The organism is Arhodomonas sp. KWT2 (assembly GCF_041949875.1).
GTDB lineage: Bacteria > Pseudomonadota > Gammaproteobacteria > Nitrococcales > Nitrococcaceae > Arhodomonas > Arhodomonas aquaeolei.
On sequence record NZ_JBHFPQ010000037.1, the window covers coordinates 29,087 to 47,992 of the forward strand.

Genomic DNA, 18,906 nt, shown 5'->3' on the forward strand with positions numbered 1-18,906 from the left:
TGGCACAATCGCGGCACCGGCGCACCGGGTGCCGGCCGCCGTGCAGGAGGAGAGCGCTGCCATGACCGACTCCAACCGCGCCGGGGCTCAGCCCTGGCTCGATGCCTACGGCCCCGGTGTCAGCGGCGAGTTCCAGCCGCTGCCGGACACCGACCTCGCCGCGCTCGTGCGCCGTGCCGCGCGGGAACACACCTCGGCACCGGCGTTCACGGTCTGCCTGGAGAACGGTATGACCGCGAGCCTGAGCTTCACGGAGGTGGACCGGGCTTCCGACGCCTTCGCCGCCTGGCTGCGCGACGAGGCGGGCATCACCCCCGGCGAGCGGGTCGCGCTGCAGGCCCCCAACAACCTTGCCTTCCCGGTATGCGCGTTCGGTGTGTTCAAGGCCGGTGCGGTGCTGGTCAACGTCAATCCGCTCTATACCGCCCACGAGATGAACCACCAGCTCCGCGACGCCGGCGCCCGGGTGCTGGTGATCATCGACATGTTCGCCGACAAGCTCCCGGAAGCGCTCCGGGACACGGACGTCTCCCGGGTCGTGACCCTGAGCATCGCCTCGTTCTTCCCCTGGCTGAAATCGCGGCTGATCCGCGGGATGCTGCGCTATATCCGCCGCGAAATCCCGGCCATGCCCATGGCGGTGACACCGCTGGAACAGGCCATCACCGAGGGCGAGCGCGGGGCCGGCGCCCTGCGCGCCGACCCGCCCCGGCGCGGGAGCGACGACACGGCCGTGCTGCAGTACACCGGCGGCACCACCGGCGTCGCCAAGGGCGCGGAGCTCACCCACGGCAACCTCATGGCCAATGTCGCCCAGACCCTGGCCATCGCCGGGCCGGTGCTGCGCCCCGGTAAAGACATCGTGCTGACGGCGCTGCCGATGTACCACATCTTTGCGTTCACCTTTAACATGCTGACCTTCTTCACCACGGGCTGCCGCAACATCCTCTGCCCGTCACCGCGGCCGCCGGCAAAGCTGCGCCGGGCGTTCGAGCAGTTTGCCGTGACCAAGTTCTCCGCGGTGAATGCCCTGTTCCAGGGCCTGCTGCGCGAGTCCTGGTTCCGCGAGAACCCGCCCCGCTCCATCGACCTGTCAATCTCCGGGGGCACGGCACTGCACACCCACGTCGCCGAGGAATGGGAGCGGCTCGTGGGCAGCCCGATCTGCGAGGGCTACGGTCTGTCCGAGACCTCGCCGGTGGTAGCGGTGAACCCGCCGGCCGGGGAGGTCCGGCTGGGGACCATCGGCATCCCGATGCCCGGCACGGAGGTCCGCCTGGTGGATGAGGACGACGAGGACGTCCCCCTCGGCACCCCCGGCGAGCTCGTGGTGCGTGGCCCGCAGGTGATGCGCGGCTACTGGCAGCGCCCGGAGGAGACCGCGACGGCAATGCGCGGCGGCTGGTTCCACACCGGCGACGTCGCACGCATGGATGAGCGGGGCTATCTCTCCATCGTCGACCGCAAGAAGGACATGATCGACGTCAGCGGGTTCAACGTGTACCCGAACGAGGTCGAGGACGTCCTCGGCGCCCACCCGGACATCGACGAGGTGGCGGTCGTGGGCGTGCGCGACGACGAGGGCGACGAGCACGTCCACGCCTTCGTGGTGACGGGCGACCCGTCGCTCACCGAGGCGGACGTGCGCGAGTGGGCCCGTCGCGAGCTCACCGCCTACAAGGTGCCGGAGCGGGTGTTCTTCCGCGACGAGCTGCCGAAGTCACCGGTAGGCAAGATCCTGCGCAAGGATCTGAGAAAGCCCGGGGGCTGACCCCGGGCGTCAGCCCATGAGCAGCGCCTGGATCTCGCCGATCTCGTCGTGGGCCTCCTCGAGCAGGGTCTCACCGGTGTCGCTGGCGATGCTCGCCAGCCCCAGGCGGTCGTAGACCGGCACTGTCTCCAGCGCGGGGAGCTCGCTGTCCGGGGCACCGCCGCCCAGGCACTCGAGCTGCACGGCGATGACCAGGTCCGCGTAGTCCGCCCCGCCGTCCGACTCCCGCGACCACTCCTCGGCGAGCAGGGCCACGTCCACCATTTCGTCGGAGAAGTTCCAGCGCCGCAGGATCATCGCCCCGAGATCGCCGCGGTGGGCGGCAATGGCCTGCTCGAGTGCCCCGGGATTGCCGGCGAGCCCGGGATAGTCCGAGGCGTGAGCGAGCATCGGGACCACACCGATGTCGTGGATGAGCCCGGCAAGCAGTGCCCGGTCGGAATCGAAGCCGGACAGCCGCCGGGCCAGCACCGCGGAGGTGGCGGCCACCAGCGCGCTGTGCTGCCAGAGCTCGAGCATGCGCTGGTTGAGCAGGGTGTTCTTCGACTTGAAGACCTCGCGCATGGTCACCGCCGTGACCAGCTCGCGGACGTTGCGCAGCCCCAGCCGCACCACCGCCTGGTTGAGGCTGTCCACGGTGCGCTCGCCGCGGTAGAGCGCCGAGTTCGCGGCCTGCAGGACCCGCGCGGCGACCGCCGGGTCCGCCTGGATGATGCGCGTGACCTCCGGCGCACCGGCCCGCTCGTCGGCGACCGCCGAGCGCACGCGCACGGCGACGTCCGGCATGGTCGGCAGATCCAGCCGGTCCTGGAGCAGGTCGGTGATGAGTGCGCTGTAGAGCTCGTCGGACTCGTCGGCCGCGCCGATCTCGTCGACCTCGTAGTCCGTGGCCGGACCGACCTCGTCGAGCAATGCCCGGATCCGCGCCGTGGGCACGCGGATGAGCTTCACCGCCGTGCGCGCCAGGGCGTTGCAGGTATGTACGTCGTCCATGCCGATGGGCTCCGCCGCCACGCCGGCATCGCCGAGACCGACCACGCTGTGTACCGGCTCGCCGGGCGCCGTGGCCATCACCACCTCGCCGGAGAGCACGTAGCGTGTCCAGGCGTCCTTGTCGCCGCGCTGGAAGATCACCGCGCGCGGTTCGTGGCGCTCCACCTCCGCTTCCGCGACCAGTGCCGCGAGGCGTTCCCGATCCAGTCCCTGCAACGGCGAGACGCCCTCGAGCCAGTCAACCGAAACCTCTTCGCTCATAGCCCCCGAGTTCCCGAACGTCCTTTCCCCCGGCCGCGGGAAACCACTCCCCACGGTGACCGATACCCGGTCATGATAATCTATCAGGATCGTCGTGCGGGCGAACACGCGCGCACACCAGAGCCGACGTCCATGACAGTGCACCGACGGGGAGGATCATGGCAGGACACAGCAAGTGGGCCAACATCCAGCACCGCAAGAAGGCCCAGGACGCCAAGCGCGGCAAGCTCTTCACCAAGGCCATTCGCGAGATCAACGTCGCCACCCGCATGGGCGGTCCCGACCCGGAGACCAACCCGCGGCTGCGCCTGGCGATGGACCGCGCGCTCGCGGTGAACATGCCCAAGGACAACATCGAGCGCGCGATCAAGAAGGCCTCGGGGGATGACGACAGCGCCAACTACGAGGAGCCGCGCTTCGAGGGCTACGGCCCCGGCGGCGTCGCGATCATGGTCGACTGCATGACCGACAACCGCAACCGCACGGTCAGCGAGGTCCGCCACGCCTTCTCCAAGCACGGCGGCAACCTCGGCACCGACGGCTGCGTCGCCTTCCTGTTCACCCAGCGCGGCGTGCTGCTGTTCCCGCCGGACAGCGACGAGGAACGCATCATGGAGGTGGCGCTGGAGGCGGGCGCGGACGACATCGTCACCAACGAGGACGGCTCCATCGAGGTGCTCACCGCTCCCGAGAGCTACCACGCCACCAAGGACGCGCTGCTCGCCGCCGACCTGGAACCGGCGGACTCGGAGGTGACCATGCGCCCGGAGACCACCGTCGAGGTCGGCGACGAGGACGGGCGCAAGACCCTGCGGCTGATCGAGCGTCTGGAGGACCTCGACGACACGCAGAACGTCTACACCAACGCCGACATCCAGCCCTCCGCCTACGAAGAGGGCTGACGCGGCCATGGGCGCTCGCACAGCGGCGACGGCGGTAAGGCCGGCAGCATGAGCGGCGACGGCGTGTGCCGCGTGCTCGGCATCGACCCCGGCTCGCGGGTGACCGGCTTCGGCATCATCGACAGCCACGACCGCGGGCTGGTGTACGTGGCCAGCGGCGTGATCCGCGTCGAGGGCCAGGCCTTCCCGGTGCGGCTGCGCGCGATCTTCGAGCAGCTCGGCGAGGTCGTGGAACGCTACCAGCCGGCGCAGACGGCGATCGAGCAGGTGTTCGTGCGCAACAATCCGGACTCCGCGCTCAAGCTCGGTCAGGCCCGCGGCGCGGCGATCTGCGCCTGCGTGGGCCGCGGCCTGCCGCTCGCCGAGTACACGGCCTCCATGGTCAAGCAGGCGGTCACCGGCAACGGCGGCGCCGGCAAGGAGCAGGTACAGTACATGGTGCGCACACTGCTGGGACTGCAGGGCCGGCTGCGCGAGGACGCCTCCGACGCCCTCGGTGTCGCGCTCTGCCACATCCACCGCGACCGCCTCGCCGGGCGGCTCGCCGGACGGGGACGCACGGCATGATCGCACGGCTGCACGGAAAGCTGGTCGAGAAACAGCCACCGGTGCTGGTGGTGGACGTCCAGGGCGTGGGCTACGAGGTCGAGGCACCGATGTCGGTGTTCTACGAGCTCCCCGAGATCGGCGGCGAGGTCACCCTGCGCACCCACCTGGCGGTGCGCGAGGATGCCCAGGTGCTCTTCGGCTTCCTCAGCGAGGCCGAGCGCCGGCTCTTCCGGGCGCTCATCCGCGTCTCGGGGGTCGGCCCCAAACTCGCCCTCGCCCTGCTCTCCGGCATGCGCGCGGAGGACTTCGTGCGCTGCGTGGAGGCCCGCGACACCGCAACCCTCACGCGGCTGCCCGGGGTGGGCAAGAAGACCGCCGAGCGCCTGGTCATGGAGATGGCGGACCGCATCGGCGAGTTCGGCGGCGCCGCGGCGGTCACCCCCGCCCCCGCGGGAGGCGGCGCCGGGACAGGCGCGGACGACGCCACCGGCGAGGCGCTGAGCGCGCTCGTCGCCCTGGGCTACAAGCCCGCCGAGGCACAGCGCCTGCTCGCCGACATCGACACCGACGCCCACAGCAGCGAGACCCTCATCCGTGAGGCCCTGCGCCGCGCCGTGCGCTGACCGGAGATGACACCATGATCGAAGCCGACCGCGTCGTCAGCTCCACCGCCCTGCCCGAGGACGAGGCCGTCGACCGCGCCATACGGCCGCGCCGGCTGGGCGACTACGCCGGCCAGCCGCGGGTGCGCGAGCAGATGGAGATCTTCATCTCCGCGGCGCGCGGGCGCGACGAGTCGCTGGACCACACCCTGATCTTCGGTCCGCCCGGCCTCGGCAAGACCACACTGGCCAACATCATCGCCCACGAACTCGGCGTGAACCTGCGCCAGACCTCCGGTCCGGTGCTCGACAAGCCCGGCGACCTCGCCGCGCTGCTGACCAACCTGGAACCGGGCGACGTACTCTTCGTCGACGAGATCCACCGCCTCGCACCGGTGGTCGAGGAGGTGCTCTATCCGGCGATGGAGGACTTCAAGATCGACATCCTCATCGGCGAGGGCCCGGCGGCGCGCTCCATCAAGCTCGACCTGCCGCCGTTCACCCTGGTCGGCGCCACCACCCGTGCGGGGCTGCTGACCTCACCGCTGCGCGACCGCTTCGGCATCGTCCAGCGCCTGGAGTACTACAGCGTCGAGGATCTCGCCGAGATCACGCGCCGCTCCGCCGGCCTGCTGACCCTGGACATCGACACCGGCGGCGCCGAGGAGATCGCCCGCCGCGCCCGCGGCACGCCGCGCATCGCCAACCGCCTGCTGCGCCGCGTGCGCGACTACGCCGAGGTCCGTGCCAACGGCCATATCTCCGCAGAGGTGGCGCAGGCGGCCATGGACCTGCTGGAGGTGGACACCAACGGCTTCGACATCCAGGACCGGCGGCTGCTGCGCGCCATCATCGAGAAGTTCGACGGCGGGCCGGTGGGCGTGGACAACCTCGCCGCCGCCATCGGCGAGGAGCGCGGCACCATCGAGGACGTCATCGAGCCCTACCTGATCCAGCAGGGCTACCTCCAGCGCACCCCGCGCGGGCGCATGGCCACCCGCAGCGCCTGGAGCCACTGCGGCTTCGCGCCACCCCCGCGCGGCGATCTGCCCGGGGACCTGTTCGCCGACGGGTGAGCGCCGTGCGTCCCCGCTCGCTGCTCTCGCTCATCCTCCTCGGCTTCGGCTTCGTGATCGTGCCGCTGTTCGTGGCGCTGGGCTACGCCGGCGTGTACGTGGACCGTCTCTCCGAGCAGGCGCACACCACGGTCTACAACGCGGCCCGCGCGATCCAGCTCTCCAGCAACCTGGACGACAGCCTCACCGCGCTGGAGCGCGCCGCACGCCAGCACCTGGTGCTGGACGACGAGGGTCTCCTGGAGGTCTATCGCAACGCCCACCAGCAGTTCCGCGACAACCTGACCGAGCTGCGGCGCTTTGCCGCGACCACCACGCAGCAGCGGCTGCTGAACGTGCTCGGCGAGCGCGAACAGAGCCTGTTCGACGAGCTCACCGCCGAGGGCGCCCCGGACGGGCTCACCCAGGAGGCGGTGACCGACCGCTTCATCGCGATGACCCAGCTCGCCGACGCGGTGAGCACGCGCAGTAACGACGTCATCGACCAGGAGGTCCGACGCATGCAGTCGCTGGGGGCCACCGCCCAGCGCTGGCTGTTCTGGATGGGGGCGGCCCTGCTGCCGCTGACGCTGATCTCCGCCGGCGTGTTCACCGTGCTCATCTCCCGGCCCATCCGCGGCATCGATCAGGCCATCCGCCGGCTCGGTGCCGCCCGCTTCGACGAGCCGATCACCGTCTCCGGTCCCCAGGACCTGCAGGCCCTCGGCGAACGACTGGACTGGCTGCGCAACCGGCTCATCGAGCTTGAGAACGAGAAGACGCGCTTCCTCCGCCACGTATCCCACGAACTCAAGACACCGCTGACCGCGATCCGCGAGTCCAGCCAGCTCCTCAGCGAGGAGGTGGTCGGTCCGCTCAACGACGAGCAGCGCGAGATCACCACCATCCTCGACGACAGCGGCCGCCAGCTCCAGGGCCTCATCGAGGACCTGCTCGACTTCTCGCGCACCCAGTCCCAGCTCCCGCAACTGCGCCTCGGCCAGGCGGACCTCGGCGAGATCGCCGCCGAAGTGCTCGGCCGGCACCGCGCGGCCATTCGCGCCCGCGACATCCATCTCGATTTCCGCGAGGCCAAGGCGCCGCTGCGCGGCGATGCGGAAAAGCTGCGCACTATCGTGGACAACCTTGTCTCCAATGCGATCAAGTTCTCGCCCACGGGGGGTCGGGTTCGGGTTACCATCGAACCGGACAATGAGTGGGTGACGCTGGTCGTCGAGGATGACGGCCCGGGGGTGCCGGAAGGCGAACGGACGCGCATCTTCGAGGCCTTCTACCAGGGAGGCAACCAGCCGGAAGGTTACGTCAAGGGCACGGGCCTCGGCCTGTCGATCACCCGGGAATACGCACTCGCGCACGGCGGTCGCATCGAGATCGGCGGTGCCGGCGATGGCACAGGCGGCCGATTCCGCGTGATGCTGCCGTTGCGCGGGCCCGCGCCGCAGCACGCCGGGACGGCGCTGCCGGCGGCGGGCAAGGAGTGATCGACGCATGAAACGCATGATGGCCGTCTTCGCGCTCACGGCCGGGGTCCTGGCGGGCTGTCAGAATCTGCCCGGGGAGTGGCCGCAGCAGCGGTTGCCGGACACCGAGGCGGGAACCGTGGCCACGGCGCTGGAAACCGTGCGCGGCAGCCAGGGCCTGTCCGGCGACGCCCTGCGTCAGCGCATGGCGCGCCAGCTCGAGAACCGCACGGACGGGCACTGCGACGCCGCCGAGCTCAGCGCCGGCATGCTCGCCCTGCGCCTGCCGGGGGACGCCGAGCCGCCGGCGATCGATACATTGTTCGACGACTGCCTCGACGCGGCGGCCACCGCAGACACTGCCGCCGGGGTACTCGCGGCGGTCATCGCCGACGGACTGCACTGGCGCGGCGAGGCCGCGGCCGGCAACGCCGGCAACAAGGGGCTGAAGAAGGCGCTGGAGGAGCTGCGCGCGGAGAACGCCCAGCTGCGTGACCAGCTCGAAGGCCTGAAGGCCATCGAGGAAAGCCTCCAGCAACGCGAACAACAGCGGAACGGGACCCAGTAACCATGACCACGGCCTACCGCATCCTCGTGGTGGACGACGACCCGGGCGTGCTCCGCCTGCTCTCCATCCGCCTGCGCTCGCGCGGCTACGAGATCACCACCGCCGCGAGCGGCGAGGAAGCGCTGGCGCACATCACCGCCGTGCGTCCGCATCTGGTGATCACCGACCTGCGCATGGACGGCATGGACGGCATGACGCTGTTCCAGCGCCTCCACGACCAGCATCCGAGCCTGCCGGTGATTATCCTCACCGCCCACGGCACTATCCCCGAGGCGGTCCGGGCCACCAAGAGCGGGGTGTTCAGCTTCATCACCAAGCCGTTCGAGGCACCGTACCTGCTCCAGCAGGTGGAGAGCGCCCTGCGGCTGTCCGGCGCGATCCCCGCCGAGGACGACGAGGACGAGACCGCCCAGGCCTGGCGCGCGGAGATCATCACCCGCAGCGCGGCGATGGAGGAGATCCTCCAGCGCGCCCGGCTGATCGCCCCCAGTGAGGCGAGCGTGTTCATCCAGGGGGACAGCGGCACGGGCAAGGAGGTCCTCGCCCGGGCCATCCACCGGGCCAGCCGTCGCGCGGAGGCCCCATTCGTACCGGTCAATTGCGGCGCAATCCCGGAGCAGCGCCTGGAGGCGGAGCTCTTCGGCACCGCCGACGGCCAGACCGGGCTGTTCCGCACCGCCGACGGCGGCACGCTGTTCTTCGACGAGATCGGCGACATGCCCGCGGCGCTCCAGGTGAAGCTCCTGCGCGTGCTCCAGGAGCAGCAGATCCACCCGGTGGGCACGAGCACGCCGGTGCCGGTGGACGTGCGCATCATCTCCGCCACCCACCGCGATCTCGAACAGGCCATGGCGGAGGGCGAGTTCCGCGAGGACCTCTACTACCGACTGAACGTGGTCTCGCTGCACCTGCCGCCGCTCTCCGAGCGCCGCGAGGACATCCCGCTACTCGCCAACCACTTTCTCCGGGAGCTGGCGACGAAGTACGACAAGGACCTCCGCAGTCTCGCCCAGCCGGCCCTAGAGCGGCTGGTGAGCGCGCCCTGGCCGGGCAATATCCGCCAGCTCTACAACGTCATCGAGCAGGTCGCCATCCTGTCCACCGCACCGATCGTCTCCGACGACCTGGTGCGCAAGGCCCTGCGTGATGACACCCCCGGCCTGCCGGCCTTCGCCGATGCCCGCCGGGACTTCGAGCGGGACTACCTGGTCAAGCTGCTGCAGATTACCCAGGGCAACGTGACCCAGGCCGCCCGGCTCGCAAAGCGCAACCGCACCGAGTTCTACAAGCTGCTCAACCGCCACGAGCTCAATCCGGGGATGTTCAAGCCCCAGCGCTGACGCCCGGGCCCCGGCGGTGTCGCGGCGGGACGACGCCGTACGCCGCCGGGACGGCGAACCCCGCTCCGGACCGGCCCTCGGGTGGTGTCGTTACTTCACGACAGCCGCCAAACATTCCTAATAAATTCTTAATAAACAACAATATAAATAACGCCTCACTCCCCTCGAACAACCCTGCTGGACACCCGATTCGACGCACCGGTATGCGGTGGTAGTCTTGCACCCATGGCAACACACGGCGCCGCGAAAACGGCACGACGCCAAACGGTTTACGCGCCTGCAGGCTTCTTTAGCCCCGTCACCCCCTCATTCCGGTCTGCAGGTGCTTTTTTCTTCCTGAACGCCCCCGGGAACCCGGGGGCGCTTCCCCCGGTCCACTGCCTGTAGCCATGGGCGTCATGCAGCCGCTTGCCGCGCCGAGGCAGGATAGCTACATTGACGCTCCATTCGCCGCGCACAACCGGCCCCCTGACGGGACCGGCGTGCGGCGTGGCCACAGTGCCGGCGAGCACACGCGGCCGGGCCATCGTCCACAGATCATCGCGAGCGGAGACCCCCCATGTCGGTTGACATGACGTTCAGCCACCTCGTGCTCCAGGCAAGCTTCGTCGTTCAGTTAGTGATGCTGACACTGCTCGCCGCGTCGGTGGCCTCCTGGGTTCTGATCTTCCGCAAGCGCCGGGCCCTGCGCCAGGCGCAAAGCGGCGCCGAGGCCTTCGAGGACCGTTTCTGGTCCGGCGGCAACCTCGCCGAGATCTACTCCCAGATGCAGACCCCGCACCACGAGGCCGGCGGCATGGAGCGCATCTTCCGCGCCGGCTTCCGCGAATTCTCGCGCATGCGCAAACAGGGGGCGGCCGGCGAACCCACCGTCGAGGCCGCCCACCGGGCCATGCGCGTGGCCCTGTCCCGGGAAACGGACGATCTCGAGTCCTACGTGCCCTTCCTGGCCACGGTGGGTTCGACCAGTCCCTACGTGGGCCTGTTCGGCACCGTCTGGGGCATCATGAACGCCTTCATGGCCCTCGGGCAGATGCAGCAGGCGACGCTGACCACCGTCGCCCCGGGCATCGCCGAGGCACTGATCGCCACCGCCATGGGGCTGTTCGCCGCGATCCCGGCGGTAGTGGCGTACAACCGCTACGCCAGCCGCATCGAGCGCATGCTCAACCGCTACGAGATCTTCGTGGAGGAGTTCACCAGCATCCTCCAGCGCCACGTCCAGGCCCAGCACACAGCGGGCGGCGCGCGCAGCGCCGCGGACTGATCAGGAGCCGCCACCTTGCGCAGCACGCTCCCTCCGCCCAGACAGCGCATCCGGCGCCGGCCGATGGCCGAGATCAACGTCGTGCCCTACATCGACGTCATGCTGGTACTGCTGGTGATCTTCATGGTCACCGCACCGCTGCTCTATCAGGGCGTGGAGATCGACCTGCCCCAGCAGAGCGCCGAGGCAATGCCGCAGCAGGACCAGGAGCCGGTGATCATCGAGGTCGACAGCGAGGGCCAGACCTACCTCAACGTCGGCGAGAGCCCGGACGAGCCCGTCTCCGCAAAGGCACTGATCACTACGGTCACCGCCGTTCGCCGCCAACGCCCGGACGTCCCGGTACTCGTGCGCGGTGACAAGAACGTCAGCTACGGCCGGGTCATCGAGGTGATGGCGCGGCTCAAGCAGGCCGGCGTCCCCCAGGTGGGCCTCATGACCGAGCCGCCGGCCGGGGAGCGCTGATGCGCGGAGGCCTCGCCGGTGACATCGCCCTCGCCGTAGGCGTCCACGTGGCCGCCCTGGTCGCGCTGGGCCTGAGCTTCTCGGCCGCCCCGCCGGTGCGCAGCGAGCCGGATACCCGCGCCATCCAGGCGGTGACGGTGGACGAGTCGCGGGTTAAGGCCGCGATGGAGCGTATCGAGAAGCAGAAACAGCAGGCCGAGGAGAAACGCCAGGCCGAGCTGGACCGCATCGAGCGCGAACGCAAGGCCGAGGAGAAGCGTCTCGCCGAGGCCAAGGCCGAACGCGAGGCCGAGGCCGAGCGCCAGAAGAAGCTCGAGGAGCAGCGCAAGGCGGAGGCCGAACGCCAGCGCAAACTCGAGGAACAGCGCAAGGCCGAGGAGAAACGCCTCGCCGAGCTCAAGGCCAAGCGTGAGGCCGAGGCCGAGCGCAAACGCAAGCTCGAGGAGCAACGCAAGGCGGAGGCCGAACGCCAGCGCAAACTCGAGGAACAACGCAAGGCCGAGGAGAAACGCCTCGCCGAGGCCAAGGCCAAACGCGAGGCCGAGGCCGAGCGCAAACGCAAGCTCGAGGAGCAGCGTAAGGCCGAGGAGGAACGCCAGCGCAAGCTTGAGGAGAAGCGCAAGGCCGAGCAGGCCGAGCGCGAGGCGGCACTCAAGAAACAGCTTGCCGAAGAGCGCACCGCCCGGGCCGCAGACCAGGCCGTTGCCAGCCTCTCCGGGGTATGGAACAACCAGATCAGCGGCAACTGGACCCGGCCACCCACCGTCCCGGACGGGCTGACCTGCGTGATCCGCATACGCGTCGCCCCCAACGGACTGATCCGCGGTGCGGAACTGGTGGAGTCCAGCGGCAATCAGGCTTTCGATGAGTCCGCGCTGCGCGCGGTCCGCAAGACCGCGGAGCTGCGCATGCCGAACGACGAGGCGGTCGCGAAGCGGCTCAGCCCGATCGACCTGCACTTCAGCCCACAGGGCTAGCAGTGTTCACACGGCACGGGTGATGATGGATCACCGCCGGCAGTAGTTACGGGATCAATTGCCATGAAACGACTGCAACGCCTGTTGCTCGCCGTGATTCTCGGCCTCGCCGCGACCCAGGCACAGGCCCAGATCACCGTGGACATCACCGGCGGCGCACTGGGTGCGCTGCCCATCGCGGTCGTGCCCTTCGAGGGCGGAGATACCGCGCCGGAGGACATCGCCGGCATCGTCCGCGAGGACCTCACGCGCACCGGCCTGTTCGAGGCCGTGCCCCGGGAGGATTTCCTCGCCCAGCCCTCACGCATGGAGGACGTCAACTTCCGCAACTGGCGGGTGATCGGCGCCGACAATCTCCTTGTAGGCTCGGTGGAGCGCAGCGGCGGGCAATTCCAGGTCCGCTTCGAGCTGCTCGACGTCTACGCCGGCTCACGCATGGTGGGCAAGCGCTACACCGCCACCGGCAGCGACCTGCGCCGCCTCGCCCATACCATCGCCAACGAGGTGTTCCGCTCGCTGATCGGCCGCGACGGCGGCTTCAACAGCCGCCTGGCCTACGTCCGCGCCAGCGGCGCCGGCGACGCCCGTCAGTTCCGGCTCGTCGTCGCCCAGGCGGACGGCCACCACCCACAGACCATCGTCACTTCCCGCGAGCCGCTGCTCTCCCCGGCCTGGGGGCCGAAGGGCGAGCGCATCGCCTACGTCTCCTTCGAGGCCGGCCGCTCGGAGATCGTCGTTCAGAACGTCGCCACCGGGCAGCGCCGGACCGTCGCGCAGTTCAAGGGCATCAACGGCGCCCCGGCATGGTCGCCGGACGGCTCACGGCTTGCAGTGACGCTCTCTCGCGGCGACAACCCGGACATCTACATCCTCGACGTCGACAGCGGCGAGACCCGGCAGTTCACGAGCCACTGGGCGATCGACACCGAGCCGGTCTGGGCACCGGACGGGAAATCCGTGCTGTTCACCTCCGATCGCGCCGGCGGGCCGCAGATCTTCCGCAAGGGCATACGCGGCGGCGACGCCGAGCGCCTGACCTGGGACGGCGATTACAACGCCTCCGCCGACATCTCCCCGGACGGCCGGCTACTGACCATGGTCCACCGCCGCAACGGGCAATTCCGCATTGCGGTGAAGAACCTGGAGACGGACACCACCCGCGTGCTCAGCCAGGGTCCACTGGACGAGAGCCCGACATTCGCACCCAACGGCGTGATGATCGCCTACACCCGCACCCACGGCGGCACGCCGACGATCGCCACCATCTCCGTCCACGGCCGGGCGGAGGCGAACCTCATCCAGGGCAACGGGGACGTGCGCGAACCCGCCTGGTCACCCGAATAACCCGAAACCGACCATCCGATAATCGGAGGACCCCATGAAACATCCCATCCGCTGGCTCAGCATCATTGTCATCGCGCTCGCCCTCAGCGGCTGTGCCACCACCGACCAGGGCGGCGGCGCAGCGGGCGGGCAGGAAGGCCAGGCCGCCGGTGCCCAGGGCAGCGAGACCGCGGGCGCCACCGGCAGCGGCGACATGGAGGGCGGTGGTGTGGAGGCCTCCGGCGCCCAGGGCTCCGGGGGCTTCACCAGCGCCGACCTGGAAGACCCGTCCAGCCCGCTGTCCGAGCGCGTGTTCTACTTTCCGTTCGACAGCTCCCAGATCGCGCCCGAGGACGTGGAGACCCTCACCAAGCACGCCCAGTACCTCTCCACCCATCCGGAGGTGAGCGTGAGCATCGAGGGCCACACCGACGAACGCGGCAGCCGTGAGTACAACCTCGCCCTCGGCGAGCGCCGCGCCCAGGCTGTCGCCGACGTACTCACCCTCAACGGTGCCGCGGGTGATCAGCTCTCCGTGGTGAGTTATGGTGAGGAAAAGCCGGCCGCGACGGGCCACAACGAGGAAGCGTGGTCGCAGAACCGCCGGGTGGAACTCGTCTACGAGCGTTAGCCCATGATGCACACGAACACCCTCAAACGCGGGCTGCCCGCGCTGCTGGCGGCGGCGGTATTCGCCACCGCCACGGCGCCGGCAGCGGCACAGCAGTCCAACGGACAGAGCCTGGAGCAGCGCGTCACCACCCTGGAACGGCGTCTCGACAGCGGCGCCCTGACCCGCATGCTCAACCAGTTCTCCTCGCTACAGCAGGAAGTCCAGCGCCTCAACGGCCGGGTCAGCGAGCTGGAGCGGCGGGTCGATGAGCTCTCCGAGCGTCAGCGCAAGATCTACCAGGACATCGACAGCCGCCTCGTCGCCCTGGAAAACGGCCAGGGGGACGGCAGCCCCTCCGACGGCGGCACTGCGGGTGATACCGGCGGGGACTCGTCCGCCAACGATACCGGCACGGATTCGAGCCCGGGACAGGAGACCGATGCCGGTATGCCCGCCGCGGACACCGGGACGGACAACGCCGCCAGCACCGACCAGAGCGGCGGGGACAGCGGCCTATCCTCCGGCGGTTCGGCATCGGCGGATGACGGCGCAGCGAGTGGCGGCGGCGACGCGGCAGGCGCGGGGACGGCACGCAACGCCTACCAGTCCGCGTTCGAGACCCTGAGCGCCGGGCGCTACGACGAGGCAGGCCAGGCCTTCACCCGCTTCCTGAAGCAGCACCCGGATAGTGAGTACGCCGACAACGCGCGCTACTGGCTGGGTGAGACCCATTACGTGCAGCGGGAGTTCGACGAGGCCCTGAAGCAGTTCCAGCACGTGCTCGACGACTATACCGACAGCGCCAAGCGCCCCGACGCCCTGCTCAAGATCGGCTACATCCGCTACGAGCGCGGCCAGCTCGGCGAGGCACGCAAGACCCTGCGTCGCGTCGTGGAGAACTACCCGGAATCCTCCGCGGCCAACCTCGCGCGCCAGCGGCTGAACCAGATCGACGGCTGACCGCCCGTCGATGCGGCGGCCGGGATTGTCCGGCCGCCGCGGATCCGCTAATATCCCGCGTCTCCGGGCCCTTAGCTCAGCTGGTAGAGCATCGGACTTTTAATCCGCTGGTCGCTGGTTCGAATCCAGCAGGGCCCACCAGCATCTTCGGATTGCCCCAAAAGCCCGCGCCAATGACGCGGGCTTTTTTCGTCACAGACGCCGCGCCCGTTGCCGCCTCCCCGGGTCTTGCCTATTCTCGGGGTCGGAACCGCACACAACAGCGCAGGGAAGAGCGGGGAAAGGCATGGAGCCCGAGCTGCAAAGCGACTACCGTCGGCCGCAGCCGGCCCCCTACTTCAATCTCACCGGTCGCGTCCTCGCGATCGCACTCGGCACCTTCATCGGTGTCTTCGGCGCCGCGATGGCCTTCTATCATTACTGGAAGTGGGACGTGAGCCGACAATTCCAGGCCGCCGCCAGCCAGGCCCGGAGCGCCCTGGCAGACAGGCGGGAATGGCAGGCGGCGCGGGACGAGCGGGACGCGGCCCTGCGCCGGCGACAGGCACGTGAGCGTCGAGAGCATCAGGCGACCATCGACCAGGCTGGGCGAACCTGCAACTTCTGGCGACAGGAATACGCCGACGACCCCACGAGCAAGGCCAGGCTCTACAGGGACACGGCGTGTAACCGGCTCGAATCACTCAGGTAGCAATGCTCTACTTCGCCTACGGCGCCAACACCGACCCCGTCAGCATGACCGAGCGCTGCCCTCGCGCGCGGCTTCAGGGGCGGGCGACGCTCGCCGGTTACCGGCTTGAATTCCGCCGGGAAGCGGACGTGACACCCTGCAACGGTGCCTCGGTCGAGGGTCTGATCTGGCAGATCACCGGCGATTGCCTCGCCGCGCTGGATGCCTTCGAGGAGTACCCGGAGGTGTACGACCGACTTCGCCTGCCGGTGCGTCGTGCCGTCGGCGGTGATCCGGCGGCCTGGGTCTACGTCATGGTCCCGCGCCCGCCCCTCGCCCCGCCGAATCTGGCGTATCTGTCCACCCTCCGTCGCGGCTATACCGCCCACCGACTCCCCACCGAGCAGCTCAACACCGCACTCGATCGCGCCCGCGACGGCACACGCTGACCGTCCGCACAGATGCCCTCGCCGACCCAGCCATCAGCCCGGCGGACTTCTCCGATCGTATGAATAACCGGGTCGGATGCCCCCCGATTCCCGGCTCGCCGGCGATATATGTAAGTCATGAGTAAGGCCCGGGGACTACGTTGTTTCCCGAGCGTATCCGCAGACGATCACAAGAATAGCCGCCGGGGCACGGTGATGGGGCTTAGCAGACGGGAGCTACTGGTCGGACTCGCCTGGGTGGCGTTGCCGCTGCCCATGGCCCGCGTGCGTGCGGCATCGCCGGACATTCGCCGCACCCTCGGCGCCTACGTCGACACCCTGCTCCCCGCGGACGATTTCACCCCGGGGGCGTCGGACCTGGGCGTTCACGAGGAAGTGCTTGCCGGCCACCTCGGGCAGGGCATGCCCGAAGCGCTGCTGCGCAAGGGCTGCCGCTGGCTGGATCATCAGGCCGGAGGCGATTTCTCCCGGCTTACGGACGGGCAGAGGCACCGCGTGGTCGCCTGGATGGCCCAGGCGAACGGTTCCCGCGGACCACGGGTGTTCTACGACTATGTCCGCCGCCGGGCGGTGACCCTCTACTACGCCCACCCCGAGAGCTGGGCGGGCAGCCCCCTCACCCACACCCCCCAGCCCCGCGGCTACATCGACGAGCTCATGGCCCTGGAGCACGGCGATGTCTGAGCCGCGCATCGTCATCATCGGCTCGGGGCCCGGCGGCGCGGCCGCGGCGTGGGCGCTCACGCGGCGGGGCATACCGGTGCTCATGCTCGAGGCCGGGCCGCGCTTCGACCCGGATACCGACTTCCGCCTCGGCCGCCCGGACTGGGAGGCGCGGCGCTTCCCCCACCGCGACGGCAGCCAGGGTAGCTACCGCTTCGCGCCCCTGCAGCAGCTCGAGGCGCGCTGGAACGACCTGCGCTCATGGAACCGCGTGACCGGCCGGCTGAACGACGGGCCGCGCCGACGGCCCAGCGGCATCGGCTATCACCACGTCCGCGGCGTCGGCGGCAGCACGCTCCATTACACCGGGGAGGCCCACCGCCTCAATCGCCACTCGATGCGCATGCGCTCGCGCTTCGGCGTCGCCGCGGACTGGCCGCTGGACTACGACACCCTGGAGCCCTGGTACCGCGAGGCGGAGACGCTGATCGGCATCGCGGGCCCCGGCGCAGGCGAGGACCGCCCCGGCTCCCGCGACCACTTCCAGCCGCCTCACCCGATCGGCTCGGCCGGGCGCCGTCTCGCCCGCGGCGCCCGGGTGCTGGGGCTCGACTGGGTCGCGAACGATCGCGCCGCTTTGTCGCGCCCCCACGACGGGCGGCCCGCCTGCAACTACTGCGGCAACTGCAACCTCGGCTGCCCGCGCCGGGACAAGGGCTCGGCGGATGTCACCTTCATCCGCCGCGCAGCGGCCACCGGGCACCTGCGCCTGCGCACCGGGGTGCAGGCGACCCGTCTGGAGACCGGTGCGGACCGTCGCATCACCGCCGTCCATGCGGTCTCAACGGGCGGCGCCGACGAGCGCATCCCGGTGGAACGGGTGATCCTCGCCGGCGGTGCCGTGGAGACCCCACGGCTGCTGCTGGCATCCGCCTCGCCGGCGTGGCCGGACGGCATCGCCAACGGGAGCGGCCAGGTCGGGCGGAACTTCATGGAGACGCTGTTCTGGAGCAGCAGCGCCCTGGCGGAGCTCCCCATCGCCAGCTTCAAGTGCCTGCCCTCGGACTCCATCTGCTGGAACTACAATCGCCCGGACGCCATCCCGGACATCGTCGGCGGCTGCCGATTCTCGGTGAGCACCAACGAGAACGGTTTCTCCGGACCGATCCAGTATGCCCAGCGCGTGGTGGGCGGCTTCGGCCACGAACTCAAGCGTGGCGTCCGCGAGCAGCTCGGCGACATCGTGTCGGTGAGCGCGGTGGGCGAATCGCTCCCCTCGAATGGCACCTTCGTGGACCTGCACCCACAGGACCGGGACGACCACGGGGTACCGCTCGCGCGCATCCACAGTCACCTCGGCGAGGGCGAGCTGCAGCGGCTGGCGTTCATGGCCCGGACCTGCCGCCGGATCCTGGAGGCCGCGGGCACCTCCGAGCCCGTGGAGGAGTTCGGCGCCTACGACCACTTCGCCGCAACGCACGTCTTCGGCACCTGCCGGATGGGCAGTGATCCGCACGCCTCGGTCGTGAACGCCGAGCTGCGCAGCCACGACCACGGCAACCTGCACATCGTCGACGCCAGCGTGTTCCCGAGCAGCGGGGGCGGCGAGAGTCCGTCGCTCACCATCAGCGCCCTCGCGTTGCGCGCCGGAACGGCGATCGCCAACGCCATTGCCACGGCATAGGGCCACGAGCATTTCACATGCAGCCTGCAGACAGACGGAGTCGACCATGAGAAACCGCATCCTGCTGATCTTCGCCGCCCTCACCCTGCTGTCGGCCACCGTCCCGGCCGTCGCCGGCACGATCGGCATACCGCCCGAGACTCATACCTATGGCACCGAGAAGACCGAGGATGAGGCCTTCGCGAGCGTGGAGTGGACCTTCGGCAAGTCGGTCCTGCCCGAGATCGCCGTGGGCTTCCGCAGCGTGAAGGTCCAGTCGGACGGCGACGTCTTCGGCGGCCAGGCCAGCCTGTCCTTCGACCTCGCCGAGATG

The 18,906-nt window shown here is 69.6% G+C and carries 20 protein-coding genes and 1 tRNA gene; 20 read left to right on the forward strand and 1 reads right to left on the reverse strand.

The genetic code is table 11. The features are described 5' to 3' along the window. The first annotated feature begins 61 nt into the window (after window positions 1–61). Window positions 62–1,771 (forward strand): long-chain fatty acid--CoA ligase, encoded by a 1,710-nt coding sequence (locus ACEZHJ_RS06125; protein WP_163139003.1) that lies wholly within the window; start codon window positions 62–64, stop codon window positions 1,769–1,771. A 9-nt stretch (window positions 1,772–1,780) separates the two neighbouring features. On the opposite strand, the gene ACEZHJ_RS06130 is transcribed toward ACEZHJ_RS06125, so the two are convergent. Continuing rightward, a complete protein-coding gene (locus ACEZHJ_RS06130; RefSeq protein ID WP_163139002.1) occupies window positions 1,781–3,025 on the reverse strand; it encodes an HDOD domain-containing protein in 1,245 nt (414 codons plus the stop codon). A gap of 158 nt (window positions 3,026–3,183) precedes the next feature. Between ACEZHJ_RS06130 and ACEZHJ_RS06135 the strand changes: the two genes are divergently transcribed. The 19 genes from ACEZHJ_RS06135 to ACEZHJ_RS06225 all read left to right on the forward strand — a co-directional run. Continuing rightward, window positions 3,184–3,927 carry a YebC/PmpR family DNA-binding transcriptional regulator gene (locus ACEZHJ_RS06135; RefSeq protein ID WP_163139001.1) on the forward strand — a complete coding sequence of 248 codons (744 nt, stop codon included), beginning with the start codon at window positions 3,184–3,186 and terminating at the stop codon, window positions 3,925–3,927. Window positions 3,928–3,990: 63 nt separating this feature from the next. Then, the gene (gene ruvC / locus ACEZHJ_RS06140; RefSeq protein ID WP_371807596.1) at window positions 3,991–4,494 is read left to right on the forward strand and encodes a crossover junction endodeoxyribonuclease RuvC; all 504 of its coding nucleotides are present in this window, start codon (window positions 3,991–3,993) and stop codon (window positions 4,492–4,494) included. After that, on the forward strand, window positions 4,491–5,099 hold the full coding sequence (ruvA, locus tag ACEZHJ_RS06145) for a Holliday junction branch migration protein RuvA (protein WP_163138999.1): 609 nt from the start codon (window positions 4,491–4,493) through the stop codon (window positions 5,097–5,099). Before ruvC ends, ruvA begins: the two co-directional genes overlap by 4 nt. Window positions 5,100–5,113: 14 nt before the next feature. Next, window positions 5,114–6,154, forward strand: coding sequence for a Holliday junction branch migration DNA helicase RuvB (ruvB, locus tag ACEZHJ_RS06150; protein WP_163138998.1), 1,041 nt, complete (start codon window positions 5,114–5,116; stop codon window positions 6,152–6,154). A gap of 5 nt (window positions 6,155–6,159) precedes the next feature. Then, window positions 6,160–7,635, forward strand: coding sequence for an ATP-binding protein (locus tag ACEZHJ_RS06155; protein WP_240466092.1), 1,476 nt, complete (start codon window positions 6,160–6,162; stop codon window positions 7,633–7,635). 7 nt (window positions 7,636–7,642) lie between these two features. Continuing rightward, window positions 7,643–8,182 (forward strand): hypothetical protein, encoded by a 540-nt coding sequence (locus tag ACEZHJ_RS06160; RefSeq protein WP_163138996.1) that lies wholly within the window; start codon window positions 7,643–7,645, stop codon window positions 8,180–8,182. A gap of 2 nt (window positions 8,183–8,184) precedes the next feature. Then, on the forward strand, window positions 8,185–9,522 hold the full coding sequence (locus ACEZHJ_RS06165; protein WP_163138995.1) for a sigma 54-interacting transcriptional regulator: 1,338 nt from the start codon (window positions 8,185–8,187) through the stop codon (window positions 9,520–9,522). Window positions 9,523–10,081: 559 nt separating this feature from the next. After that, window positions 10,082–10,789, forward strand: a complete 708-nt coding sequence (tolQ, locus tag ACEZHJ_RS06170) for a protein TolQ (protein ID WP_163138994.1) — start codon at window positions 10,082–10,084, stop codon at window positions 10,787–10,789. A gap of 63 nt (window positions 10,790–10,852) precedes the next feature. Beyond that, a complete protein-coding gene (tolR, locus tag ACEZHJ_RS06175; protein ID WP_163138993.1) occupies window positions 10,853–11,254 on the forward strand; it encodes a protein TolR in 402 nt (133 codons plus the stop codon). Then, complete coding sequence (gene tolA / locus ACEZHJ_RS06180) at window positions 11,254–12,231, forward strand: cell envelope integrity protein TolA (RefSeq protein ID WP_163138992.1); 978 nt, start codon at window positions 11,254–11,256, stop codon at window positions 12,229–12,231. The genes tolR and tolA overlap by 1 nt, the downstream gene beginning before the upstream one ends. A 63-nt stretch (window positions 12,232–12,294) precedes the next feature. Beyond that, window positions 12,295–13,575 (forward strand): Tol-Pal system beta propeller repeat protein TolB, encoded by a 1,281-nt coding sequence (gene tolB / locus ACEZHJ_RS06185; protein ID WP_163138991.1) that lies wholly within the window; start codon window positions 12,295–12,297, stop codon window positions 13,573–13,575. Window positions 13,576–13,609: 34 nt separating this feature from the next. Continuing rightward, a complete protein-coding gene (gene pal / locus ACEZHJ_RS06190; protein ID WP_163138990.1) occupies window positions 13,610–14,185 on the forward strand; it encodes a peptidoglycan-associated lipoprotein Pal in 576 nt (191 codons plus the stop codon). Between the two features lie 3 nt (window positions 14,186–14,188). Continuing rightward, window positions 14,189–15,127, forward strand: a complete 939-nt coding sequence (gene ybgF, locus ACEZHJ_RS06195; RefSeq protein WP_163138989.1) for a tol-pal system protein YbgF — start codon at window positions 14,189–14,191, stop codon at window positions 15,125–15,127. Between the two features lie 65 nt (window positions 15,128–15,192). Then, window positions 15,193–15,268 (forward strand) — tRNA-Lys (locus ACEZHJ_RS06200). A 145-nt stretch (window positions 15,269–15,413) separates the two neighbouring features. After that, on the forward strand, window positions 15,414–15,818 hold the full coding sequence (locus ACEZHJ_RS06205) for a DUF4448 domain-containing protein (protein WP_163144468.1): 405 nt from the start codon (window positions 15,414–15,416) through the stop codon (window positions 15,816–15,818). Window positions 15,819–15,820: 2 nt separating this feature from the next. Continuing rightward, window positions 15,821–16,246, forward strand: a complete 426-nt coding sequence (locus tag ACEZHJ_RS06210) for a gamma-glutamylcyclotransferase family protein (protein WP_375036334.1) — start codon at window positions 15,821–15,823, stop codon at window positions 16,244–16,246. A 195-nt stretch (window positions 16,247–16,441) separates the two neighbouring features. Further along, window positions 16,442–16,930 (forward strand): gluconate 2-dehydrogenase subunit 3 family protein, encoded by a 489-nt coding sequence (locus ACEZHJ_RS06215; RefSeq protein ID WP_163138728.1) that lies wholly within the window; start codon window positions 16,442–16,444, stop codon window positions 16,928–16,930. Next, window positions 16,923–18,593 (forward strand): GMC family oxidoreductase, encoded by a 1,671-nt coding sequence (locus tag ACEZHJ_RS06220; RefSeq protein ID WP_163138727.1) that lies wholly within the window; start codon window positions 16,923–16,925, stop codon window positions 18,591–18,593. The genes ACEZHJ_RS06215 and ACEZHJ_RS06220 overlap by 8 nt, the downstream gene beginning before the upstream one ends. A gap of 46 nt (window positions 18,594–18,639) precedes the next feature. After that, on the forward strand, window positions 18,640–18,906 hold a 267-nt coding region (locus tag ACEZHJ_RS06225; protein WP_375036335.1), incomplete at its 3' end, for a hypothetical protein.